The sequence below is a fragment of the Streptomyces sp. AV19 genome (genome assembly GCF_015999245.1).
Lineage (GTDB): Bacteria > Actinomycetota > Actinomycetes > Streptomycetales > Streptomycetaceae > Streptomyces.
The window spans coordinates 1-23,757 of sequence record NZ_JAEAMR010000004.1 but is presented as its reverse complement, the minus strand read 5'-3'; the positions used below and the strand labels follow the sequence as shown (position 1 = coordinate 23,757).

Genomic DNA, 23,757 nt, shown 5'->3' with positions numbered 1-23,757 from the left:
ACGCCATGGATTATCGCCAGCTGTTTTCTGACATCAGAAGACGTCCGAACAGCTACGGACTGGACGGATCCTTCCGAGAAGCCGTGGCGTTCATCAACGGATGCGATGCCGGGAATGCATGGGGGCTACTCGTTGGCTTCCGAGAGTGGCTCGCCATCAAGGCTGACTGTGAAGCGAATCTAGCCTGGCCTCTTCTCATCTTGAGGATGGCACAGGTTCCTGCACACGACGCCTGGGAAATCAATGAAACCGATGAGGTACGAGCGATCGATTCCCTGTTTGAGGAATTGGACTCGTTCCTGTCCGCCAGAAATGGCGCTCACGGAGCATCAGCCGTATTTATGAAATACCTGGAGGCGCGCGCCCGCTGAATTGTCGGGTTCCACTACCGGCACCTCTGCGGAATTCTCAGCAGTTCGCTGCAAGACCTCGTGACTACGTCGTGGCAGATCCCGGAATCACTTGGGAGGTACCGGGACTTGCACGCCGACGGGCTCGGTCTGGCAGCTGTGGACCAACGCCGACGGCTCCCCCCACCACCAGATACCTGGTGAACGCCGTCGGCGTCCCTATTCCAGCTGAAGGCATCAGGTTTTTGCGAGGCGGGCCGGTGGTGCAGTGGTCGCGCCGTATGCAACGAAGCTCCGTTGAAGCAACTGATCCCCCCAAGTCGCCTGTATTCCAAGGAGCTTCCATGCATCCGTCGGTCTGCCGGGCCCTGCCCGATAAAGCTCGTACATCCTATTGGCCCTATGAGCGCGGATGATAGTGGAATCGACCGAGACATCCCAGTTGATCTCGCCTGCGGCGGCCTGAACCTGCTGGAGCAGACGCTCCCAGGTTCCGTCGGCCGACCACAGCCGGTGGCGTTCATAGACGGTCTTCCACGGGCCGAACCGTTCAGGCAGATCACGCCACTGAACACCGGTCCGCACCCGGTGAAGAATCCCGTCGATCACCTGCCGATGGTCCCCGCCACCGGCCACAATGCTTGTTGCTGACCGGCAGGAACGGCCGTAACCGCTCACACTCCGCATCACTCAGATCACCCCGCCCCATGACAGGAGGAACGACCCGAACAGACATCGGTCACAAGGTCACATGAACCCTGACCCCTACCGTGTGACGAAGGGTGCGTATCCAACTCTTCGTGCCCCCGCCGGGCCGGTACCTGGGCGACCGAGTCTGGGTCTTCCCCGACCACGACAACCGGTGGGATGTCCTCACCGATGCCGCCGAGCTGCGCGAAGCGCTTGGGTTCGCAGCCTTGCGGCTGGTCGGCAGAATTGCTCAGTTCAGGTAGGGGTTCGGGCCATTACCGTCCCCCGAATCTCTTCCGCACCGCCTTGAGCAGCTCCACCTTCCCCACCCGCAACGTCAGCGCGTCCCTCCCCGCCAGCGGCTTCGCGTACCACGGCAGGCCGAACCGTCGCCAACGGGCGGGCTTGAGCGAAGGATTCGGCGGTACCGGCACGCTCCACTCCTGGCCCCCCGCCGCCAGCCGGAGGGCAAGTTCCCATTCTCCGGCGGTCTCGCACCGCAGCAGCGCCCTGAAACTGGCGTCGGACGGGTCAGGTTCGACCGGCACCGCCTGCTTCGCTCCGTGCAGGTCCCTGGCGTACACCGTCAGCGCGCCCTGCGGCCAACTCGCCAGAGTGCACTTTCCGTTCACGAGCAGAGCGGCCGGGTCGTCCGGTGACCACGTCGCGCTGGTGACGCGCAGGTGAGGCAGTACGCGGTGGTGGGTTTCGCCTACGTCCAGGGTCAGGTTGCCGTACGGCTTCGTGGTGTAGAGGGCTACGGCCGTCCCGGTGCCGGTGACCAGCGTGGACGTCGCGGTCGTGACCGCCTCTGCGCGGCTGCTGCCCAGGCGAGCTTCCTTAACCACTCCCTGTGCGTCGACCGCGAGCGTGATGTCCCACAGGCCGGGTGAGAGCGGCGCGAGGTCGATCACGGTGTCGAAGCCGGGCAGGTCACCGTCGTCGCCGGCGCCCGGGACCGAAGCCACCGGCAGGCGCTGCTCGGTCTTCGTCCCCCGCTTCCGAAGCACGAGCTCCGTGGTGATGTCGCTCGCGGGTATTCGGTGGATGTACGCGTGCCCCGTGAGGCGCAGCCCCGATCCGTTGATGTCGGCGGTATCGACGCGGTGGCGTACGCGCAGTTCGGAGGTGATGTCGTAGCAGTCGTCGGGGATGTTGAGCGTGGAGTCGCGGAAGTATGGATAGAGGGCGTAGGCGCGGCCGTTCTCCACGTGGACGTCCGGTTCCGTCGTGGTCGTGGGGGCCAGGGTGGTTATCTCGGAGTTCGCCGCGCCCCGGTCCAGTTCCCAGCGGACGAGGGTGAGGAGTTCGTCGAGGAGCGCGTGACGTATGAGGTGGTAGCGGAGCCGGAAAACGGCGGGGAGGCGGGCGGCTAGGCCCTCGGTCCAGTACGGGGTGATCAGGTCGGCCAGTTCGCGCAGGAACTTGTCCTGGGCGTCCCGTTCGGGCTCGCGGCACAGCTGCAGTACGGCTTCGCGGAGTTCCACGGCGAAGTGGCGGTGCATCAGGGTGTCGCGTTCCGGGCCGGCCGGGACGTGGTCGGCGATGAGTCCGGTCATCGTCCGGAAGAGGTCGATGCGCATCCGCGTGCTGTGTTCCCGCGCGGTGATATTGCCTCCGTCCTCGCGGGCGAGGCAGTACAGGCAGTCGTAGTCGGCGACCACCGATATCGCGGCGGCCTTGAGGTACGCGGTGGCGGTGAACGGCTGGTCTTCGCCTATCGACAGGCCGGTGTCGAAACGGAGTTGATGCCGTTCGACCAGTTCACGCCGGTACAGCTTCAAGGGGCCGAGTGTCCAGTACACGCGGGAGGTGAAGACGTCCGTCTTCGGCTGGTTGCGCCGGAACATCGACTGGGGGACGCGGCGGCCGCCCTCCCCCACCATGCGTCCGAGGACGACGTCGGAGCCGTTCGCGTCCGCCGTCGCGACCATGCGCTCCAGGGCTTCGGGGCCGAGGTGGTCGTCGGCGTCGAGGAAGAAGACGTACCGTCCGGTGGCGTGGTCGAGGCCGAGGTTGCGCGGGGCGGCGGGTCCGCCGGAGTTCGGCTGGTGGATGACGCGCAGTCGCGGCGCCTGTTCCGCCAGGCGGTCGAGCTCGGCCGCCGTACCGTCCGTGGAACCGTCGTCGACCACGATCACTTCGACGCGCTCTCCGCCCAAGGACTGGTCGAGGGCCGACCGGACACTGCGGGTCACGTACGGCATGGCGTTGTACGCGGCGATGATGACCGTGACGTCCGGCGCAGGCATGGCGGGGTGCTCCGTTTCCGCAGTCCAGGAGATTACTCAAGGTTAGGTCATGGCCATGTCCGGCCGGCGGGCGACCTGCTCTTCGGCAGCTCGCCCGTGGACGGGTTCTCGGACGCGTAGCGCGACCCCATACGTCGGCCCTCCCCCAGACCGGCTCTGCGGGAGGGCCGACGTATGGGACTACCCGACCGGCGCCGGTCAGTCCGCCGGTGCTGTTCGCCAATGCCTGTGGATCTCGCGGTAGGCCGTGTGTGCCGAGTTGTGGACGGCGTGTTGGACGGCCCACGTATGGACGATCGTGAAGTCGATGTGGGGGACGGAAGCGGCGTCACATCGGGTGCAGTGCATGGCGAAGGTGACCGGCATCTCCGTCTCGGGTACGGGCCTCATGCACCCCACCTGTGGATTGAGTTGGCGGCCTGGACCTTGGCGCTCAGGCGTTCCCCGTCGGTGGTCGGCCGTACGTCGCCCGGGCCGGCCTCCCATTCCAGTCCGCCTCGTGGCGGCCGGAGTTGGAGGTGAGGGCCTTCGTGACCCATGACCTGGCCGAGGCGCCCGGTTCGAGTATCGATCACATACGTTCCGGGAGAGAGCAACTCTTCCGCTGGTCGGCCTTGGTTGACCTCCGGACAGATACACCGAGGGGTGGTGCGCGAGGCGATGTTGATGCCATGCGGAGTGAAGGTGATGTAGGTCGTCGGGGTGGCGTATCCGATGGGAGGGTCGGGTTGATGGAGAGCAGGAGCTTCGTATGTCGGTTCGCTCTCCCGCATGAGGAGTTTCCTCGCCCAGGCGAGTAGGCGATCGATACGATGCCGCGTGTCATCAGCTCCGTTTCAGCTGGTGGCCATGCCCCGGGGCGCTGCCAGGCGTCGCCGGGGTCTTCTGTGCGGCGAACGTACAGCTGCCGACTGGAGCGGTATAGAGCAGTAAGGCGCTATCCACTCATACGTGTTGCGGGCTATTGCTCTATGTTGACCTCCATGGCAGCCGAGCAGGACACCTCGCCCGTCGACCCGACGAAGGCGGCCTACGTGTACATGCAGGTCGCGGACCACATCGCAGCGCAGATCGAGGCAGGGACGCTGAAGCGGGGCGCTCGGCTGCCGGGAGAGCGGGATCTGGCCGAGCAGTATGGTGTCGCCATCGGTACGACCCGGCGTGCCATTCAGGAGTTGCGGGAGCGTGGGCTGTTGGTCACGTTGCCCGCCAAGGGGACCTTCGTCGTCGAGTGACGCGGCGTCAGGCGAGGACGCGCGTGACGACGCCGTCCGCGATCGCGCTGCCGCGCTCGCGGATGAGGAGGGGCAGGCCCGGTTCCAGGGCAACGGGCTCGAACAGGCGGGCTGTCAGGGTGGCGGGACCGGGGGACGGCCGTTCCAGGTCCTGGCCGTCCCGGTGGAGGGTGAGGACCTTGCCGAAGGTTTCGGCGTAGCTCAGGTGGAACGCGTGCTTGCGGGCCTGGGGGAAGATGATCGGGCGGCCGACCTCCTCCTCCGTGCGGATGCAGATCTCCGCCTTGAAGTCTGTGTGCGGTGCTATGGAGCCGGGTGCGGCGAGGACTTGGCCGCGTTGGAAGTCATCGCGGGTCAAACCGTGAAATTCCAGGCCGACATTGTCGCCGGGCTCGGCCCGGTCGACCTGCTGTCGGAACATGTCGATGCCGCTTACCGCAGCCGTTCGCGTCTCCCCCAGGCCGATGATCTCGACCTGCTCGCCCACCTCGACGACGCCACGGCACACTCGGCCGATGACCTGGAACCGCCGCCCCATCCACCTGTAGTGGAGGGTGTCCTCGACCATGATGAGCAAGGGTGCGTTGACATCTCCGTACGCGGGCAGGCCGACCGACCGCCAGGGCTCCTCGTTGGCCATCCGAGGAATCTAGCCCAGATAGGGCTCGAAGTCCCAGTAAGGGCGCGAGCGTTGGCGGGCCGACATGGCGTGGGGGTGTTGGGCACCGAGGGTGCGGGCCAGGCGTTGGAGGGCGTCCTCTTCTACCTTGCCTGCTTCCTCGTGTTCGCGGAGGGCTCGGAGGTCCGCTGCCAGGGCCACCTCGCAGGAGAGGGTGAAGGGGTGATCCTGGCCCAGGATCAGGCGGGCTCGGCGGAGGGTCTCGCGGGAGAGTTCCAGGGCGCTTTCCAGGCGGCCCGTGAAGTTGCGGCCCGCCGCGGCGTTCAGGGCGCAGCCCAGGACCCAGGGGTGGTCCGGGCCCAGGGAGGCCGTCAGGCCGGCCAAGGCCGCTTCGAACATGGTCAGGGCTTCCGCCCGTTCGCCTGCCGCCTGGAGGACCAGGCCCGTGTTGGAGAGCATTCCCGTGCTTACCGGGTGGGCCGGGCCCAGCAGCGTGCGGAAGCCGGACTCGCCCTCCTCGATCAGCTCTCGGGCCTGGTGCAAGTCGCCGTGTTCTCGGCAGTAGTTGCCGAAGTCCACGACCAGGCCCAGCGTCGAGTAGTGGGTGCGACTGTGGGCCTGTTCCATCTGTTCCAGGAGGGTTGCCATGGCCGCGCCGATGTCGTGCGGGACGCCCGCGCGGCGTTGGCACAGGACCAGGTTGTGGCGGGCGCGGAGCGTGTGGGGGTGGTTCGGGCCCAGGATCTGGATGTGCAGGCGCATGCCCAGCTCCTGGCGGGCCAGGGCGTCCTGGTAGCGGCCCATCAGACGGAGGTCCCGGGCGCACGCGATGCCTGACATGAGGGTTGCGGCGTGGCGGGCGCGCAACAAGCTCTCGCGGGTGCGCAACGTTTCCAGGTCGATTTCGTAGGCTTCGCTGTAGCGGCCCAACAACCTCAGGCCCACGCCCAGGTTGTGCTGTGCGATCAGCGTGGTGTAGTCCTCCGGGCCGAGGAGGGAGAGGGCCGACTCCAGGACCTCGCGTTGCATCTGCAGGGCCTCGGTGAACTGGCCGAGGAAGCGCTGGTCCGCCGCCAGGCAGCTCGTGGCCGTCATCAAGCTCGTCGCGTCCGCGTCGGGGAGGGCACGCAGGCGGTCCAGGGTCGCGCGGTCGAGTTCGTAGGCGTCGCGGAAGCGGCCGTACGAGCGGAGGATGTTGCCCTGCTGGACGGTGAGTTCGAGCATGCGGGGGTGTTCGGGCGGGAAGAGGTCCGTCCAGCGGGTGCGGATCTGTTCGGCCAGGGCCGCGCCCGTGCGGAATTCGCCGCTCTGCCAGCTGTAGCGCAGCATGTTGAGGACGGTTTCCTGGACCTTGTAGTCGTGGCTGCCGAGGGCGCCGGACGGTTCCAGGTGGGGGAGCAGCTCCGCGTAGCGGGGCCACAGGCGGCTGTCCTGGGGGTTTCCGGGGTCCGCCGCGGCGATCATGCGGCGGACGATGCGGCGGTAGAGCTGCCGTTCGGCCGGGGAGGACAGGCGGGTGACGATGTCGTGGACCAGGCGGTGCATGTGGACCGATTCCTGCTCCGGTCCGGGGTCGCTGGCCTGCACTGTCCGCAGATCGCGCGTTTCTCGGGTGAAGACGGAGTAGTTGACCAATGTGTCCAGGGCGCGGGTCCAGCTGGGCAGGTCCGAGACCAGCCAGCCCAGGTGCTCGGGGAGTTGGGCGGGCGGCATGACGCGGATGAGGCCGATGGGGATGCGGCCCGCGCCGAACGCCGTGCAGAGGGTGAGGAGTTCGACGGCGTGCGGCTGGGTCTCGCGGAGCCGGTTGATCAGTATCGACCAGGATGTGAGGGAGGAGCGGGGGATGTCGGTGAAGTCGGGCTGGGACTCCAGGCCGGACAGCTCGCCCTCGCGGACCATGCGCAGGTAGTCGGAGACCTCCATGTCCGACTCGCCCAGCCAGGCGGCGGCCTGGACGAGGGCGATGGGGATGTCGCCGAGCTCGCCGGAGACCTCGTCGGCCTGGTCGGCAGTCAACCGCGGCGCGCGGCGCATCAGATAGCCCGTGCTCTCGTGGCGCTGGAAGCCGGGGACGTCGAGGACGGTCGCGCCGGCCCGGTCCCAGCTGCGGTTGCGGGAGGTGATCAGGACGTGACCCTGGCCGGCGGGCAGCAGTTCGTCGGCGATGTCGGTGTCGTCCCAGCCGTCGAAGATGATCAGCCAGCGGCCGTGCGGCTCGCCGCGGCGCAGTGCCTCGCGGACGGCGCGGATGCGCTCGCCGGGCTCGGAGCCGGCGTTGAGCCCCAGCTCGGGGGCGAGTTCGCCGAAGCGTTCGCGCTGGGTGCCGCGGGTGTCGGAGTTGACCCACCAGACGACGTCGTAGTCGGAGCTGAAGCGGTGCGCGTACTCGGCGGCCATCTGGGTCTTGCCGATGCCGGACATGCCGAGCAGGGCGCAGACGGCGGTGCCGTGCTCGGCCTCGGTGAGCTGCTCCTGGAGCCGGTTGAGGAGGTCGTCGCGGCCGGTGAAGCGGCGGTTGCGGCGGGGGATGTCGCCCCAGACGGCCGGCGGGTCGTTGGGGTAGCGGGAGCCGGGGCCGGCGGGCAGGGGGCGGCGGGGCGGACCGTCGGGCAGCTGGAGGCGGACGAGGAGGCGGCGCTCGGCCTCCTGGGCGCCGACGCCCCACAGGTCGACCGGTTCGAGGACGGCGGTGGCGGGGAGCAGGGCGCGGTTGGTGAGGTTGACGGCGGCGAAGCGCTCGGCGTTGGCGTTGACGACGCCCCGGAGCGCGTCGTTCCACTCGCCCTCGCGGCGCGGGCCGAGTTCGAAGAACCAGTCGCTGAGGACCAGGAGGATCCGGCCGGAGGCGAGGAGGAGGTCGCCGAGGGCGTCCTCCAGGGGGACCTCGCGGGGCGGGTCCCAGCGGTGGAGGGTGACGCGGTGGCCGTGGCTCTCCAGCCGGTGGGCGATCCAGGTGGCCCAGGGCCGGTAGTAGCCGGCGAAGACGACGACGAAGTGCTCGCCGACCCGGTCCTGCGCACCGGTGCCGACCTGATACCGCTGCGTGTTCATGCGCGTCCCTCGTTCCTTCGCAGCACCGCGTGGTCCCCGTGGCCCCGCCCGGCGCGGACCGTGGCGGCGGCATCGCCCTCACTGTACGTCATGCGACTGTCACTCACCGCTCGCCGACGGCAGTCGCCCCGCCCGTCCGAGCGTCGCGAGGAGCCGCTCCATCCCGCCGGCGAACTCCCTGCCCGCCGGAGTCAGTTCAATGGATTCAAGCAGGATGGGGACCGCTTCCGCGACCTGTCGGCGGTAGGAATCGCGGCGTTCGGCCGCCTCACGCCGGGCCGCGGGCGGCAGGGCGGGGCCGTGGGCGGCCCTGCCCCAGAAGTCGGCCAGGGCGAGGTGGGCGTAGGTGCCCTGGAGGACGCCGGCCAGCGGGCGGGGGTCGGGCCGCCAGGCCACCTTGTGGAGGGCGTCGGGGCCCGCGGTGTGCAGCGGGAGGAGGTCGTGCAGGACGGCCAGTTTGCTGTGCTGGGTCTCGTGGACGAGCACCTCGGCGAGGTCCGCGGCGGTGGGCGGGAGGGTGGCCAGGACGGCGCCGGGCGCGGCCCGGAAGGTGGCGCTCACCTTGAGGCCGGGGTCGTCCGGGGGGCCGGCGACGGGCACCAGGCAGCGCAGCAGCGCGGTCGTCTCGGCGGCGCGGTGCGGGTCGGTGGCGCGCAGCAGGGCGAGGGCGGCGCGCCAGCGCGACGTCCAGCGCCGGGCGCCGGTCCCGTCGCGGCCGGCGGGGGGCAGGGCGGCGCGGCCGACGCCGCCGGGCGGGGCGCGGTAGGGGTCGAGGTCGTCGAGGAGGGCGTCGCCGCCGGGGAGGCGGCGCAGGCCGTGCCAGCCCCGGCCCGCCCCGGCGACCCGGCCCGCCGAGCGCAGCAGGACGGCGGCGCGGCCGCCGGGACCGGTGAGGCGGGCGGTGCGGGAGCGGGCGGTGAGGCGGACAAGAGGCCGGCCGGTTTCCAGCAGGCCGATGCCGGGGAGGGCCAAGGTCCCGGTGGGAGTGGCCAGTTCGACGGTGAAGCCAGCGCCCGAGCGCAGGGCGGCGGCCGCGCCGACGGCGCCGAAGTGGTCGAGCTCCCGGGCGAGCGCCGGCCCGGCGGGTGCGGCGAGGGCGCGGGCGAGCCAGGTGCCGACGGAGGGGTAGTCGAGGGTGTCGCGGACGGAGGGCGCGTGCCGGGCCTCCGCGCGCTCCAGCAGGCGCCAGTGCGCCTCGAAGCGTTCCCGGGTTCGGGCGGGCACCGCGTCGGGCTGCCGTTCCAGGCGGGTGAGCAGGGACTTGAGCAGCACCAGGCGTCTGCTGTGCAACGCGCGCCGGAGCAGGGCGAGATCCTCGGGGGCGGCCCGGGTGCGGGCCAGGCGGGCCAGGGAGGACGGCGGGACGCGCTGCGGGGCGAGGGCCGCGCCGACGGCGCGCGTCACGGGCGGCTGCCGCCCGGGACTTCCCGGGGGCCGTCCACGGCCTCCCGGCGGTGGCCCGCCACCACCCGGCGCCCGCCGGCCGTCTCCCGGCCGTCCGCCGGCCCCCGGCCGGGCCCCGCACCGCCCGCCGCCTCCCGCCGGCCGCCCTGGGCCCCGCTGGAGTACCAGGTCTCGGCCAGCTCGTCCGGGTGCCGCAGGGCGCTGTCCGCCGCGGCCGTCAGGTACGGATCGTCGAGCGCGCGCAGGCCGCCCAGGCGGACGCCGGTGAGGTCGGGCAGGAGCGGCAGGGGCCACGCGGCGCCGACGGGCGCGGACGCGGGGCCGGACGCGGCGATCCGACGATCCGGAACGCCGTTCCCGGCGGTCCTGTCCCCGGGCGGCCCCCCGCCGGGAGCCCCGCGCGGGACATCGCCCCCGGAGACGGCGGCCCGCCGGTACGCGACATCGGCCCTGGCGGCTCCGTCCCTTGGAAGCCCCTCGCCGGGAAGCCCGGGCCGGACATCGCTTCCGGGCTCGGATCCGCCCGGAGGTCCGGGCGCGGCTCCGGACCGCGCCGGGCCCTCGCGGGGCGGTAGCGAACGGCCGTGTGAACGACCGGGGTTCGGGGAGGCGATTCCCCGCCCGGCCGAAGCCGAGGGGTTCCTCGCCGGCTCACCGATGGGCACCCTCTTCTCCTCCCTGCCGCTGTACGCCGGATTCCCGGATCACGCCCCCGCGCGGCTGCTCGGTTCTTCCCGATCGCCGCAATCCGGAAACCCGTTCGGAGCGGCCGCGGTTCGTCCCGTACCGGCTCCGTTCATCCGCCGGACAGCCGCGCCACTCCTTCCCGGGTCCGCCGGACCTCGTCCCAGGGGACGTCCTCGAGCCGGGCCGTCAGGTCGCGCCACTCCCGCGCCGCCGCCCGGTACGCGGCGAGGGCCTGCCGCCGCAGCCCCATCCGCTCCAGGGCGTCCCCGTAGCGGTGCGCGGCGCGGGCGGCGACGACGGAGCCGGGCTCGCCGCCGCCGGCCCGGCGGGCCTCCTCGGCCGCGGCGGAGAACGCGTCGGCGGCGTCGGAGAGCGGCACGCCCGGCGCCCGTTCGCGCAACGCGAGCCGGGCGGTGCCCAGTTCGAGCCATGCCTCGGCGCGGACGGCCGCGTCGGGGGCCCGGCGGGCGGCCTGCTCCAGCAGGTGGCAGCTCTCGTAGAGGTCGGGCAGGAAGCCCAGCCGTCCGTAGCGCAGCACCAGGGCGCGGCCGAGCAGCAGTTGCAGGCGCGGGCGTTCGGGCGCGCGCCCGGGGCTCACGGCGTACGCCTCGCGCAGCACGGCCTCCGCCCGGGAGACCGTCCCGTTGCCGCGCCCGCCCGCCGCCTGCGCGCGCTCCAGCAGCGCCGCGCCCCACTCGCCGAGCAGGGCGCAGCGGCGGGGGCTGTCCCGGCCGGTGAGGGAGACGGCGGCGGTGTACGCGGCGTCGGCGAGGGGGCCGTCGCCCGCGTCGGTGTGCACCCGGGCCTGTTCGGTACGGGCGTGCAGCAGCTGGAGGTCGTCGGCGGCGGTCAGTTCGGCCCGGCCGAGGACGGGGAGCACCTCGGCGGCGGGGGCGCCCGCGCGGCGCAGGGCCCGGGCGAGGTCCAGGAGGGCGGCGCAGCGGCGGGCGTACGGGGCGTCCTCGGCCTCCAGCAGGTCGCAGGCGGCGCGCAGTTCGGTGACGGCCTCGGCGGCGGGGGCCTGCGCGGCCCGCGTGGGCGAGTGGGCGTCCTGCCCGGTGCCGGCGTCCTGCAGGACGGCCTGGGCGTCCCGGGCCGCCTGCCCGGGGAGCCCGGCGCCCTGCCCGGGCCGGGCGGCCGCGGAGGCGGCCACGGCGTCCGGCCCCGCGTCCGCGAGGGCGAGCAGGACCCGCCCCAGGCGCAGCCTGCGGGGGGCGCCGTCGGCGGGCAGGGCGCGCAGGACGCGTTCGGCGGCGAGGAGTTCGCCCACGTCGCCGGCGTCCCGCCAGCGGTCCCAGTGGGCGGCGGCGAGCTCCAGCCCGGCGGCGGTGCGCCGGAGGCCGCCGGGGGCGGACCGCCGGACGTCGGGGGCGGTCCGCGCGACGCCGCCGACGGCCGTTCGCCCCGTACCACCACCGGAACCGGTCTGCGAGTCGGCGCCGTCGTCCACCCGCCCGGTCCCGCCGGATCCGGGCCCCGCGCCCTCGCCCACAGGCGTCCCCCGGGCCGGGCCCGGCGCCACGTGCGCGTACGCCTCCGCCAGCAACGCGACGGCCTCGTCGAGCAGTTCGCGGCGCGCCGCCGGGTCGGCGCGGACCGCCTCGGTGCCGGCGAGGGCCCGCAGGACGCCGCCGAGGACGAGCCGGGCGCGCACCCCCTCCTCGTCCGGCTCCCCCGCCGCGAGCGGGGCGGCCAGCTCCCGGGCGTCGGCCAGGAGTTGGGGGTCGCCCTGGTCGTGCCAGAGCTCCAGCAGCAGCTCGGCCTCGGCGAGCGGGCCGGGTTCGGACTGCGGGGGCCGGTACCAGCGCACGACCCGGGCGGGGACCTGGGCGAACAGCTCCGGCTCCGGGGAGGGCCCCTCGGGGGCGCGGGCGGCGCCGGGCGCCGTCGGGAGTCCGGAGAGCCGGGCGACGGCGAGCGCGGAGAAGTTGCGGGCGCCCCTGCCGAAGTGCCGCTCCACGTAGTCGGAGCAGTGCTTGAGGACGAGGGCGGCCTCGCTCCGGTCGAGGGACTGGAGCAGCAGCTCGCGGACGCCGTCGGCGAACTCGTACCACGGACCGTTGTCGTCGCCGGTGCCCGCCGGGGCGGGCATCCGCCACAGCAGCCCGCCGAGCAGCACCTCGGCCAGCTCCATGGGCCCGGTGTCGGGCAGCATGGCTCGCTGCACCAGCTGCATCACCGGCAGCGCCAGCGGGACGGCCGCCAGATGGACGGCCAGCCGCAGGGCGCCGGGCGAGGCCGAGGCGCGGAAGGCCGTCAGCCGGGCGTCGGCGCTCGGGACGCCCTCGTCGCCCGCCGGGAGCCCCGCCGGGAGCGGCCGGGACGGCCCGGGGAGGGGGCCGGGCCGCAGCCAGCCGGCCGCGCCGTGCACGGCGGTGCGTCCGGGGCCGGACAGCAGCCGGGCCCAGGCGCCCAGCGCCTCGCGGACGGGCAGCAGGACGGGCACGGGCAGGGCGCCGGGCGGGGGCGGCGGCGCGAAGGCGTCCGGCTCGAAGCCCAGCCGGCCGCCGGCCACCGGGTCGCGGGTGAGCAGGCCGGGCTCGGCGGGCAGGGCGGTGCGCGGCCACAGCCGGGGCGGCAGCGGCTGGACGACGGCGACGGGGGCGGTCAGCGACCAGTGGTGGAGCAGCCGTTGGGCCCGTCCCTCCTGCCACAGGGGTCCCACGCAGTCGCTGAGGACGAGGGTGAGGCGGCGCCCGGTGGGGTCGAGGAACTGCTCGGCGGGGCGGGGGTGCGGGCGGGCGCCCCGGCCCGCGGCCGGGCCGATCAGCGGCGTGCCGTCGGCGGCGCGGTGCAGGTAGCCGACCCGTACGTCCCGGAAGACGCCCAACTGGGCGCAGATCTGCTCCATTTCGTCCAGGGTCCGCTCCCAGACGACCATGGAGGAGGAGGCGTCCATCAACAACTGCATGGCGGCAGCCTGCCCGCGACCGCGGTGGTAGACGGGGTGCACCACGCCGGTGCGGGCGGCGCGGTCGGCGGTGGTGTCCTCGTCGAGCGGGCCACGGGCGGGCGCGGCCAGCGAGCGGTAGCCGCGCAGCGGCCGCAGGGCGCGCTGGAGGCCGAGCAGGCCGGGCAGCGAGGCGGCCGTGGGCACCCGGACGGGGAAGCCCTCCACGGGCCCGCCGCCGTCCTCCTCGGGCCGCGGGCGCGGCATCGCGCGCACGGCCACGGACCCGGACGGACGTCCGGGCGCGAACGGGCGTCCGGGGACGGGCCGCCGGGCGGCCTCCGGCGCGGCCGGCTTCGCCGGGGCGGCCGCGGGCGCCGCGTCCGGTAACGCGCCGCCGGTGTCACCGGCCGGGGCGGGCACCCCGGGGCCGGGCGTCATCCGGCGGGCCAGCCACACCGCGTCGGCTATCTCCTCCGCGGTGAGGCCGGGCGCGGCCGACCGCAACCGGGCGATCAGTTCCTCCAGCCACGGCTCGGGGGGCGCCGTCATCGCTCATCACCTCGGGCGGTCGAGCGGCTGCATCAGCATGTCGGCGAGCCGCTCGCGCGTGACGCGTTCGGTGCTGGGGGCGTGCTGGGTCAGGAACAGGGCGTTGAGCAGCTGGTCGGCGGCGACGACCTCGCCCGGCTCGCGGTGCAGGAACCGCTGGATGAGCTCCTCGCCGTCGGTCACGGCGTCGTCCCCGAGGTGCGCGCGGACCATCGCGGTCAGCTGCTCCTCGCCCGGCGGTTCGAGGTCGAGCTGGATGCAGCGGCGCAACAGGGCGGCGGGGAAGTCCCGTTCGCCGTTGGAGGTGAGGACGATCAGCGGGAAGGTGGTGCAGCGCACCCGGCCGCCGGCGATCACCGCGCGGCCGCCGTCGTCCGTGCCGACCTCGACCTCGGGCTCGCGGTCGGCGATCCGCTCCAGCTCGTGGAGGGTGAACTCGCCCTCCTCCAGGACGTTCAGCAGGTCGTTGGGCAGGTCGAGGTCGCTCTTGTCGAGCTCGTCGATGAGCAGCACGCGGGGCTTTTCGGCGGGCAGCAGGGCGGTGCCCAGCGGGCCGAGGCGGACGTACGAGCCGATCGAGCGCCGCTCGCCGACGTCGGCGCCGGCCCGCTCCAGCTGGACGTCCTGGAGGCGGGCGATGGCGTCGTAGTGGTAGAGCCCGTCGCGGAGCGCGGAGCGGCTGACGATGGGCCAGCGCAGCACCCGGCCCAGGCCCAGCTCGTGGGCGACGGCGTGGGCCAGAGTGGACTTGCCCGTTCCGGGGCTGCCCGTCACGAGGAGGGGGCGGCGCAGGTAGAGGGCGGCGTTGACGGCCTCGACCTCCTCGGGGCGCGGATGGTGGTTCTCCACCAGGCGGCGCTGCACCCCCAGCCGGCGGGCGGCGCTCGGATCGGTGCCGGATCCGGTGTCGGGACCGGTCGCGGCGAAGTCCCGCCAGGGCGGGGGCGGCGGCAGCCGCCGGATGCCGTCGTGCGGCAGGCCGGCTCCCCGGTAGATGCGCCAATCGTTCACACTGGGCTCCTCGTTGCCGGCGTGGCTCCCGGGACCTGCTCCGCCCCTGCCCCCACGCGTCCGCCGCTCCCGGGACGAAGGTACCGGTCCGGATGGGGCCTGACGACCGGTCCCGTATCTCTCTGTCGCTTCCCTGTCGCCCGCTCCGTCACACCGTCACGCCCCCTCGCCCGGGCGCGGCCCCGGCGCCGTGAGCGGCGGGGGCGCCAGCCCGGGATCCTCCGGCGAGTCCATGAGCAGCGCGATCGACTGCGCCCACCGGGCGTCCTCGTCGGGGGCCTCGGGGTCGGCGCAGCGTATGCGCAGGCTGCGCAGTCTGCGGTGGAGTCCCTCCACCGTGGTGGCCTCGCACACCAGTCGGGACGCCTGCTCGTGGAACTCCTCGCAGTCGTCGTGCTCTCCGGTGCAGCACCGCCAGATGACGACCGCGTGTCCGGCGGTGAGGGCCGCCTCCAGCGCCGTGGCCCCGGGGCCGTGCGAGACCGGGCCGCAGTAGACCGGGACGGCGGACGGGTCGGTCTCCAGGAACCGGGCGTACGCCGCGTTCCGGCTCTCCTTCCGGCGGGCGGCGTGGCCGGGGACGGGCACCTCGTCGCGCAGCCGCACGGCCGTCATGGGCCCCCGGCCCGCGCCGCGCCAGCGGGTGTGCCACTCCGGGAAGGCGGGGTGGTCGCGGCGGCGCCGGTCGCGGACGACCACGACGCGGCGCTGGCCGAGCGGCAGGGCGTGCGGGTCGAAGGAGTCGTCCCCGGCGCCCGGCGGGGTGAGCCGCCAGGAGGCCACCGGCTCGTCGAACAGCTCGCGCGGCAGCACCACTTGGAGCGCGGCCAGGTGCTCCCCGACGTCGCTCTGGCGCAGCGCCTCGGCTATCGGCTCGCGCAGCGTCTCGCGCAGGGCGGCCCGGGGGACGCCGCGGACGTCGTCGCACAGCGGGGTGACCCGGTTGTTCTCGCCGAGGAGCTTGATCCGCCACGGGTACAGGTCGCCGTACATCGTGGGGTCGATCTCCACCAGGACGTCGGCGCGGGCGCGGCCGCCGTCCTCCTCGGACTCCACTGCGCCGAAGCGGACCTTGTCGAGCGAGACCTTGTCGCCGGCGGGGCGCCGGTCCGGCTCGGCGGAGCCGGCGGAACCGCCGTGCAGCAGGCGGTGGATGTCCTTGCGGACGGCCTCCTGGACCTCGTCGGCCTGGATGACGAGCCAGTCGGCGAGGCCGCTGAGCGGCTTCGCGTCCGCGGCGTGCCCGAGCCGGCTGACGGCGGCCGCGACCCGGGCCGCGTACAGCAGGACGGCCTCCAGCTCCAGGTCGCGGGGCGGGCCGCCGACGCGCTCCGCGCGGTCCACGGTCCCGTCGCGCAGGTCGTAGAGGAGGCCGACGCCCTCGCGCCAGGTGCGCGGGTCGTGCTCGACGCCGGGCTGGTAGGGGTCCTGGAGCACCCGGGACTTGACCTCGTCGACCAGGGTCATCACCTCGCCGGGGCCGGCCGGCTGGGTCAGCTCGGCCAGGCGCGCGAAGAGCTGGGTGCGCAGGACGGGGGCGAACCCCCCGACGGGGCCGCGCAGTTGCTTCTGCAGCCCGGTCCAGCTGCGGCCGGCGCCGATGGCGCGGTAGTGCCGCAGGTGGTAGCGGTCGTGGGCGCGGACGAGGGCGTGCAGCCGCTCGCGGCCCGGGCGTTCGTTGGCGACGGCGCGCAGGGCGGTGACGGGGACGGCGAGGCCGGCGGTGCCCTCGCCGCGGCCCTTGCTCACGCCGATGACCGCGCCGCGGCCGGTGTCCACCACCGGCCCGCCGGAGCAGCCCGCCACCGGGATCTCGCCGCGCAGCAGCATCGCGCCGCCGCTGCCGTCCCCGCCGGCGGCGGTGCCGGTGCCGTAGCGCCAGCCCAGCTCGCCGGTCTCGCGCGACCAGCCGTAGAGCGCGACCGGGGCGGGGACGACCGCCGAGCGGTCGCTCAGCCACAGGCACTCGGCGTCCGCCGCGTCCTCCACCTCGACCAGCGCGAGGTCGGGCAGCGGCCAGCGGTCCGGCGGGCGGGCGCCGGGGCGCGGGGGCGGCAGCGCGAGGACGACCCGGCCGCGCAGGGTGCGCTCCCGCCAGTCCGTGACGTCGAAGGCCACGCCGCCCTCCAGCACGCCGCCGCCTCCCATCGCCACCACGTGGGCGCAGGTCAGGACCCGGCCCGGGGCGATGAAGAAGCCGCTGCCCCAGAACCGCCCTCCTCCGTCGTCCTGCCCGGCGCCGGGGGCCGAGATGCGGACGACGGACCGGCGCACGATTCCTTCGTGGGGGTTCAAGGAGTGCCGGGGGTCACGGGTGTCCCGGGGGCGCCGCCGTCGCCCGGTCCGCCACCCTCCGTCCAGGTCAGCGTCACCGTGACCGACGCCTTGCCGCCGCCTTCGGCGATCACGCTGACGACCTGGCCCGACTGGGCGGACAGCTCGATGCCGAACTCGACCCTGACCTCCTGCGGCCGCGCCGCCTCCAGCCCCGTGCGCAGCGAGTTGACCACCCCGCGCACCACGTCCGACATCCCGCTCGCGAGCCGCGCGACCCGGCGCGCGGCGCTGGAGTCCTCGTAACCGCCGGAGTCCTGATACCTGCCGTCGCCCGCCGCGCGCAGCTGCTCCGGCTCGCTGATCCGGGCCCAGACGACCGTTCCGTCGTCGAGCCGCACCTGGGTGATTCCGTCCGTCACGTGTCCGCCCCCGTTGTTGTCCGGTGCTCCGCGTGCTCCGCGATGATGCAGCAGGCTAGTCCCCGGGTCTGACAGACGCGAGAGGTCATGGCCAACGCCGCCTATCCTGGGACTCCCGGGGCCTCCCCCCGGAGACTCCCGGACCGACCGGACCGACCGGACCGAAAACCCAGGAACCACCCCAGACGGAGAGAGCGTTGTACTTCACCGACCGTGGCATCGAGGAGCTGGAGAAACGACGGGGCGAGGAGGAGGTCACCCTGGGCTGGATGGCCGAGCAGCTGCGCACCTTCGTCGACCTGAACCCGGACTTCGAGGTCCCGGTGGAGCGGCTGGCGACATGGCTGGCGCGGCTCGACGACGAGGACGACGAGTAGGACGACGGGCAAGAAGTGCGCAGTGGCGCTCACAGGGGGCGCGCAGAAGCCCCCTGAAGCGCCCTCCGGCTTACACGCGCCCCGCGCGCCACCGGTCGTAGAGCAGCGTCAGCGCGCCGTCGGCGACCAGTGCCACGCCCGCCGCCCGCCACGTCCGCCGGGTGGACCCGCGCGACCAGACGAGCAGCGCCGCCCCGAGGGCGACCTCGGCCTTCCCGAGCGCCCGCGCCCGCGGCCCGCGCGTCCAGACGCCCAGCGCCCCGCGCTCGGCGGCCCGCCACCCCGGCCAGTCCACCGGCTCGGCCCCCGGCAGCGCCCCGGCCGCCTCGCACAGCCGCCCGGCGCTCACCCCCGGCACCAGGCCGGGGCCGAGGTGCAGACCCGCCCGGGCCAGGACCGCGACCAGGCCGAGCACCCGCGCGGCCGCGTCCGCCGCGTCCTCGCCGCCGTCCTGCTGGATCAGCCGGTCGAACGCCGCCGCGTCCAGCACCGGGTCGAGGCCGAGCCGGGCCCGCAGCGCGGTCATCGCCTCCTGCCCGCCGAGCGGGGTGCCGTCCGCGAGCCAGGTGTGGCCGACCGTCCGGCGGAAGCCCGCCGCCACCACGAAGCCCGCCCCGTCCGCGTCCCACCACAGGCCCACGACCGGCCAGTTGCCGTCCGCGGTCAGCGCGCGCGCCCAGTCCGCCGTCACCGCGGCGAGGTTGGTCCCGTTGTCGAGCCAGGACTTCTCCGCGGGGACCAGGACGCTCCACTCCTCCCCCGCCGGGGCCATGAGCAGCGGCCGCCGCAGGAGCTGTGCGGAGGGGCGTACACGGTCGGGCGCTGCCCGGCAGAGCAGCAGGATCCCCGCCGCGGGGGTGTGATCGAAAGCGGACATGCGTCCACGCTATGCCACGTCGCCGCCGCTTGACTTCACCCATCCGCGATATATCGTGTTTTCGAGAGACGCGATAAGACGCGATATGTTGCATCGATACCGCATGGACGCCGGGAGGCCGGGATGCCGACACCGTCGGAGTGGTCGCTGACCGCACCGCAGAAGCTCACCTTCGAGGAACCGGTCACGGCGCTGAACGTGCGCCTCGTCAACGGCACCCTCAACATCGTCGGCACCGACTCCGGCCCCGCCCGGCTGGAGCTGTCCGCCGTCTCCGGGCCGCCGCTGCGCGTCACCCACGAGGACGGCCGGCTCACCGTCGGGTACGAGGACGTGCCCTGGCGCGGGTTCCTCGCCTGGCTCGACCGCTCGGGCTGGCGGCGCAGCGCCACCGTCACCCTGACCGTGCCCACCGCCACCCGGGTCGAGGCCGGCGTCGTGGGCGCCGCCGCCGTCGTCTCGGGCATCGGCGGGGCGACGGACGTCCGCGGCGTCACCGGCGACGTCACGCTCGTCGCCCTCACCGGGCCGGTCCGGGCCGAGAGCGTCAACGGCGCCCTGGAGGCCCAGTCCCTCGGCGGCGACCTCCACTTCAACTCCGTCTCCGGCGACCTGACCCTCGTCGAGGGCCGTGGCGGCGCGGTCAGGGCCGAGTCCGTCACCGGCGGCATGGTCATCGACCTCGCCGACGCCTCGGGGGCCGCGGGCACCGCGCTGGACCTCACCACCGTCTCCGGCGACGTCGCCCTGCGGCTGCCCCCGGAGACGGACGCCGACGTGGACGCCACCACCGCGACCGGCCGCGTCTCCTGCGCCTTCGAGTCCCTGACCGTCCAGGGCCACTGGCCGCCCCGGCGCGTCTCGGGCCGGCTCGGCGCGGGCGGCGTGCGGGTCAAGGTCACCACGACTTCCGGCGCGGTCGCCCTGCTGCGCCGGCGCGAAGGGAAGGTCCTCTGATGCCCCCCGTCTTCGCCCACGGCCGGCTGCGCCTCTACCTGCTCAAGCTGCTCGACGAGGCACCGCGGCACGGCTACGAGATGATCCGCCTGCTGGAGGAGCGCTTCCAGGGCCTGTACGCGCCGTCCGCCGGCACGGTCTACCCCCGGCTCGCCAAGCTGGAGGCCGAGGGCCTGGTCGGCCACGCCACGGAGGGCGGCCGCAAGGTCTACTCCGTCACCGACGCCGGACGCGCCGAACTCGACGGCCGGCGGGGCGAACTGGCCGAGCTGGAGCTGGAGATCCAGGACTCCGTCACGGCGCTCGCCGCGGACATCCGCGAGGACGTCCGCGGGGCGGCCGGCGATCTGCGCCGCGAGATGCGGCGGGAGATGCGCGAGGCCGCCGCGGCCGGGCCCGGGCCCGGTGCGGAATGGAAGGAACAGGCCCGCCGGGCCAAGGAGGAGAGCCGCCGGGCCCGCCAGGAGGCCCAGCAGGCCCGCCGCCAGGCGCGGCGCGTCCAGGAGAACGCGCGGGACGAGGTGCTGCGCGTCAAGGAGCGGGTCCAGGAGCAGGTGCGGGAGCACACGCGGCGGGGGGACTGGCCGACGGGGCTGGTGGAGGGGGTCAACGCGCTGGCGCGGGAGCTGGGTTCGCTGGCGGGGGGACGTCCTCCGGCTTCCGCCCCCGAGTGGGGCTCCGCGGACGACTCCGCCTCCGCGGACTCCGCCTCCGCGGACCCGGCTCGCGATCTCGACCGGCTGCTCGACCGCTTCCGCGACGAGATCCGCGACGTGGCGCGGGATCATGGGGTGACGGCGGAGCAACTGGCGGAGTGCCGGGGGTATTTGGCAGAGGCGGTGGGGAGGGTGGGGGCGGTGTTGCGGCGTTAGCTCCGCTTCGCGGGGAGGGTGCCCCGGACCCGCCCTTTCACCGTTTCCTCCGGGGCAAGCCCCGGACCCGCAACGCGGCTTCGCCACGCTGACCGGGGGCTTCGCCCCCTGGACCCCCGCAACCGCGCTCCGCGCGGTTGTCCTCAAGCGCCGGACGGGCTGGATTGGCGCGCCGATCCAGCCCGTCCGGGGGTTGCCCCCTCCGGGGAGTTTGAGGACGAGCGGCGGAGCCGCGATACGGGGTCCGGGGCGGAGCCCCGAAGCGGGGCGCGGGGGCGCAGCCCCGCAAAGGGGCCAGGGGCGCAGCCCCGGCAGGGGTCCAGGGGCGTCCGGCGCTTGAGGACAACCGCGCGCAGCGCGGTTGCGGGGGTCCAGGGGGCGAAGCCCCCGGTGGGGGCGCAGGGGGCAAAGCCACCGCACCCACCGCGCGGAGCGCGGTACCCCCCCGGGCGGAGCGCGGTGCCAGGCCCGGGCGGAGCCCCGGAAGAAACGGTGAAAGGGCGGGCCAGGGGCAACCCCCCCTACCCACCAACCACCCGCACCACAACCACCCCCACCCCAACCGCCCGCAAGAACACCCTCCCCCGCTCCCCCACCCGCACCACAACCGGCCCACGCACCTCAACCCGCCCCCGCCCCACGGACAGCTCCGTCACCCCACCCGCCCCCGACGCCACATACTCCAGCCGGAACCGCCCCTCCTCGTACGAGGAGCCCCGCACCGCCCCCGCGACGGCCACCGCGTAAGGCCCAACGGTCAACCCCTTGTTCGGCAGAAACCGCCCGCCCTCGTCCACCGCGCAATACCCACCCCCGTAACACCACTCCCACCCCGCCCACCCACTCCCGTACCGCCCCAACGACCCCAGCGCATCCGCGTAATACCGCGCCATCCCCGGCAGCGAACTGTCCGGCGGCCCCCACTCCCCCACCACCACCGGGACCCGCTGCTCCCTCGGGTACCGCACGACCGCCGCCTCGTAGCGCTCGATCCACCCGGCCGCCGGGTCGTAGTCGCCGCCCGTCTCCATCGCCGTGTTGTAGAAGTGCGGCGCGTAGACGACCTTCCCGGCGGGATCCCGGATCCGTCCGAGGGCCGTCGGGACGCCCTCCCCCACCACCGGCGTCGGCTCGACGAAGAGCCAGTGCCGCCGGTCCGCGTCGGCCGACCGGATCGCCGCCGCCAGGCGGTTGTACATCGGCGTCACCTGCGTGGACTCCACCCGCCGCGCCGCGTCCGGCAGTTGCTCCCCCGGCCGCAGCCTGCCCATCGGCTCGTTGATCAGGTCGTAGCCGAACACCGCGGGGTGGCGGCCGAGCCTGCCCGCCAGCACCCGCCACATGTCCTCCTGCGCGCGCCGCAGGTCCGCGTCCTCGTAGAGGTGCTCGAAGGCGGCCTGGACGCCGGGCTCGAAGTACTCGGCGAACCAGTCGTCCGGATGCGGCCGCCACGGCAGCCCGTCCGTCCGCGTCGCCCACTCGGGAATGCCCCGGTGGCCGCCGAACGCGGGCCCGTAGACGTCCTGATGGGCGTCGAGGACGACGCGGATCCGGTACCGCTGCGCCCAGTCCAGGATCCGTTCGATCTTCCGCAGGTAGCGCTCGTTGTACTGCCCCCGCCGCGGCTCCAGGTCGTCCCAGAACACCGCGAGCCGCGCGAAGCCGAAGCCCCGGCCGGCCATGTCCCGCAGATGGCGCTCCGTGATGGAGGACAGGGCCGCGTCGCCGCGGTGGGTCTTGTCCGCGAGGTTCCAGCCGCGCAGGGTCAGGACCCGGCCGCGCCCGTCGGTCAGCGGCGGAATGCCGTCACCGGGCGCGGCGGCAACAGGAGGAGCGATCAGCACCAGCGCGAGAACGAGCCCCGCGCCCCACCAGCGTCTCGTCCGCATCCCACGGTCATACCGTCAGGACGACCTTCCCGAACAGCTCACCCCCGGCCATCTTTTCGAGCCCCTCGCGCACCCGGTCCAGCGGCAGCACCGAGTCGATCACCGGCCGCACCCCGGTGGCCGCGCAGAAGTCCATGAGGTCGGCCAGCTCGTCCTTGCTGCCCATGGTCGAGCCGATGACCTTGAGTTCGTGGAAGAAGATGCGGGTGAGCTCGGCCGCCGGCGGGTTCGGGCCGCTGGTGGCACCGGAGATGACGAGACTGCCGCCCGGCTTGAGGCACTTGACCGAGTGCGACCAGGTCGCCGCGCCCACGGTCTCGATCACCGCGTCCATCTTGTGCGGCAGCCGCGCACCCGCCTCGAAGGCGGCCTCGGCGCCGAGTTCGACGGCACGGCGCCGCTTGGCCTCGTCCCGGCTGGTGGCGAAGACCCGCAGCCCGGCGGCGGCGCCGAGCACGATCGCCGCGGTGGCCACCCCGCCGCCGGCCCCCTGCACCAGGACGCTCTGGCCGGGCCGGACGCCCGCGTTGGTGAACAGCATCCGGTACGCGGTCAGCCAGGCGGTCGGCAGGCAGGTGGCCTCCTCGAAGGAGAGCTCCTTCGGCTTGGGCAGCAGGTTCCACGTGGGTACGGAGACCCGCTCGGCGAAGGTGCCCTGGTACCGCTCGGTGAGCAGGGAGCGCTTCTCCCCGGGGCCGATGCCGTGCCCGGTCTCCCCGATGACGGAGTGGATGACGACTTCGTTGCCGTCCTCGTCGATCCCGGCGGCGTCGCCGCCGAGGATCATGGGGAACGCGTCCTCGGTGATCCCCACCCCGCGCAGCGTCCACAGGTCATGGTGGTTGAGGGAGGCGGCCTTGACGGTGACGGTCGTCCAGCCGGGCCGCTGCCCGGGCTCGGGGCGATCGCCCAACTCGAGTCCGTTGAGCGGCTGGTCGCGGTCGATGCGGGCGGCGTAGGCGGCGAACATGATCCGAACCTAGCCCCACGCGCCCCGACCGTCCAGGGTGCACTGCGACAACGGCCGTATCCGTGGCGGGAGGACGCGGCCGTTCCCGTTGACGGGCGCAGAGGGGCGGGAGCCCGCCCGACGGCCGGTCGGGCGGGCTCCCGCGGTGGACCGCTCCCGGCGCACCGTGGTCTTCACCGGCGACGCGGGCGATCCGGTCCCCGGTGACACCGACAAGGCGGCGGACGTCTTCGTCCGCCGCCTTGTCGACACCCGCGTACGGGGCCGGGCGCCCCCGCCCCGGACGCGTCACCACGGCATCGCCGCAGCTCGGCATCGCCTCAGCGCCCCGCGCCCCCCGCCGCCCCCCCCCCCCCCCCCCCCGCCCCCCGCCCC

At 73.9% G+C, this 23,757-nt stretch carries 19 protein-coding genes and 1 pseudogene; 6 read left to right on the top strand and 14 right to left on the bottom strand.

All coding sequences use genetic code 11. The features are described from left to right. Positions 1-5: 5 nt before the first annotated feature. Positions 6-371, top strand: a complete 366-nt coding sequence (locus tag I5Q34_RS04815; RefSeq protein WP_199890884.1) for a hypothetical protein — start codon at positions 6-8, stop codon at positions 369-371. A 378-nt stretch (positions 372-749) separates the two neighbouring features. Here I5Q34_RS04815 and I5Q34_RS34365 read toward each other — a convergent pair. Next, positions 750-1,059, bottom strand: a pseudogene (locus tag I5Q34_RS34365) (IS5 family transposase); the annotation flags it as partial. 73 nt (positions 1,060-1,132) lie between these two features. Here I5Q34_RS34365 and I5Q34_RS04805 point away from each other — a divergent pair. Beyond that, positions 1,133-1,303 (top strand): hypothetical protein, encoded by a 171-nt coding sequence (locus I5Q34_RS04805; protein WP_199890882.1) that lies wholly within the window; start codon positions 1,133-1,135, stop codon positions 1,301-1,303. A gap of 12 nt (positions 1,304-1,315) precedes the next feature. Here I5Q34_RS04805 and I5Q34_RS04800 read toward each other — a convergent pair whose 3' ends face one another. Then, the gene (locus I5Q34_RS04800; RefSeq protein ID WP_199890881.1) at positions 1,316-3,292 is read right to left on the bottom strand and encodes a glycosyltransferase family 2 protein; all 1,977 of its coding nucleotides are present in this window, start codon (positions 3,290-3,292) and stop codon (positions 1,316-1,318) included. 198 nt (positions 3,293-3,490) lie between these two features. Next, a complete protein-coding gene (locus I5Q34_RS04795) occupies positions 3,491-3,682 on the bottom strand; it encodes a hypothetical protein (RefSeq protein WP_199890880.1) in 192 nt (63 codons plus the stop codon). Positions 3,683-4,275: 593 nt separating this feature from the next. Here I5Q34_RS04795 and I5Q34_RS04790 point away from each other — a divergent pair. Continuing rightward, the gene (locus I5Q34_RS04790) at positions 4,276-4,527 is read left to right on the top strand and encodes a winged helix-turn-helix domain-containing protein (RefSeq protein ID WP_199890879.1); all 252 of its coding nucleotides are present in this window, start codon (positions 4,276-4,278) and stop codon (positions 4,525-4,527) included. A 7-nt stretch (positions 4,528-4,534) separates the two neighbouring features. On the opposite strand, the gene I5Q34_RS04785 is transcribed toward I5Q34_RS04790, so the two are convergent. The 8 genes from I5Q34_RS04785 to I5Q34_RS04750 form a co-directional block, all read right to left on the bottom strand. Further along, positions 4,535-5,167 carry an EF-Tu/IF-2/RF-3 family GTPase gene (locus I5Q34_RS04785; RefSeq protein ID WP_199890878.1) on the bottom strand — a complete coding sequence of 211 codons (633 nt, stop codon included), beginning with the start codon at positions 5,165-5,167 and terminating at the stop codon, positions 4,535-4,537. 9 nt (positions 5,168-5,176) lie between these two features. Then, positions 5,177-8,200: an FxSxx-COOH system tetratricopeptide repeat protein gene (fxsT, locus tag I5Q34_RS04780; RefSeq protein ID WP_199890877.1), complete on the bottom strand. Its 3,024-nt coding sequence runs from the start codon at positions 8,198-8,200 to the stop codon at positions 5,177-5,179. 99 nt (positions 8,201-8,299) lie between these two features. Beyond that, entirely contained in the window at positions 8,300-9,604 is a 1,305-nt protein-coding gene (locus I5Q34_RS04775; RefSeq protein ID WP_199890876.1) for an HEXXH motif-containing putative peptide modification protein, read from the bottom strand. Next, positions 9,601-10,269, bottom strand: a complete 669-nt coding sequence (locus tag I5Q34_RS04770; RefSeq protein WP_199890875.1) for a hypothetical protein — start codon at positions 10,267-10,269, stop codon at positions 9,601-9,603. Before I5Q34_RS04770 ends, I5Q34_RS04775 begins: the two co-directional genes overlap by 4 nt. A 131-nt stretch (positions 10,270-10,400) precedes the next feature. Continuing rightward, entirely contained in the window at positions 10,401-13,733 is a 3,333-nt protein-coding gene (locus I5Q34_RS04765; RefSeq protein WP_199890874.1) for an SAV_2336 N-terminal domain-related protein, read from the bottom strand. A gap of 6 nt (positions 13,734-13,739) precedes the next feature. Beyond that, entirely contained in the window at positions 13,740-14,744 is a 1,005-nt protein-coding gene (locus I5Q34_RS04760) for a MoxR family ATPase (RefSeq protein WP_199890873.1), read from the bottom strand. 156 nt (positions 14,745-14,900) lie between these two features. After that, entirely contained in the window at positions 14,901-17,018 is a 2,118-nt protein-coding gene (locus I5Q34_RS04755) for a trypsin-like peptidase domain-containing protein (protein ID WP_199890872.1), read from the bottom strand. Positions 17,019-17,035: 17 nt separating this feature from the next. Next, positions 17,036-17,440 carry a CU044_2847 family protein gene (locus tag I5Q34_RS04750; protein WP_199890871.1) on the bottom strand — a complete coding sequence of 135 codons (405 nt, stop codon included), beginning with the start codon at positions 17,438-17,440 and terminating at the stop codon, positions 17,036-17,038. 197 nt (positions 17,441-17,637) lie between these two features. Here I5Q34_RS04750 and I5Q34_RS04745 point away from each other — a divergent pair, with 197 nt between their 5' ends. Beyond that, positions 17,638-17,817 carry a DUF6104 family protein gene (locus I5Q34_RS04745; RefSeq protein WP_199890870.1) on the top strand — a complete coding sequence of 60 codons (180 nt, stop codon included), beginning with the start codon at positions 17,638-17,640 and terminating at the stop codon, positions 17,815-17,817. A 70-nt stretch (positions 17,818-17,887) separates the two neighbouring features. On the opposite strand, the gene I5Q34_RS04740 is transcribed toward I5Q34_RS04745, so the two are convergent. Then, positions 17,888-18,694 (bottom strand): hypothetical protein, encoded by an 807-nt coding sequence (locus I5Q34_RS04740; RefSeq protein ID WP_199890869.1) that lies wholly within the window; start codon positions 18,692-18,694, stop codon positions 17,888-17,890. A gap of 123 nt (positions 18,695-18,817) precedes the next feature. Between I5Q34_RS04740 and I5Q34_RS04735 the strand changes: the two genes are divergently transcribed. Together I5Q34_RS04735 and I5Q34_RS04730 are read left to right on the top strand one after the other, a co-directional pair. After that, complete coding sequence (locus tag I5Q34_RS04735; protein WP_199890868.1) at positions 18,818-19,651, top strand: DUF4097 family beta strand repeat-containing protein; 834 nt, start codon at positions 18,818-18,820, stop codon at positions 19,649-19,651. Further along, positions 19,651-20,523, top strand: a complete 873-nt coding sequence (locus I5Q34_RS04730; RefSeq protein WP_199890867.1) for a PadR family transcriptional regulator — start codon at positions 19,651-19,653, stop codon at positions 20,521-20,523. Before I5Q34_RS04735 ends, I5Q34_RS04730 begins: the two co-directional genes overlap by 1 nt. Before the next feature lie 521 nt (positions 20,524-21,044). On the opposite strand, the gene I5Q34_RS04725 is transcribed toward I5Q34_RS04730, so the two are convergent. Together I5Q34_RS04725 and I5Q34_RS04720 are read right to left on the bottom strand one after the other, a co-directional pair. Beyond that, a complete protein-coding gene (locus I5Q34_RS04725; RefSeq protein WP_199890866.1) occupies positions 21,045-22,412 on the bottom strand; it encodes a glycoside hydrolase family 5 protein in 1,368 nt (455 codons plus the stop codon). A 7-nt stretch (positions 22,413-22,419) separates the two neighbouring features. Beyond that, positions 22,420-23,382 (bottom strand): zinc-binding dehydrogenase, encoded by a 963-nt coding sequence (locus tag I5Q34_RS04720; protein ID WP_199890865.1) that lies wholly within the window; start codon positions 23,380-23,382, stop codon positions 22,420-22,422. Between the last annotated feature and the right edge of the window lie 375 nt (positions 23,383-23,757).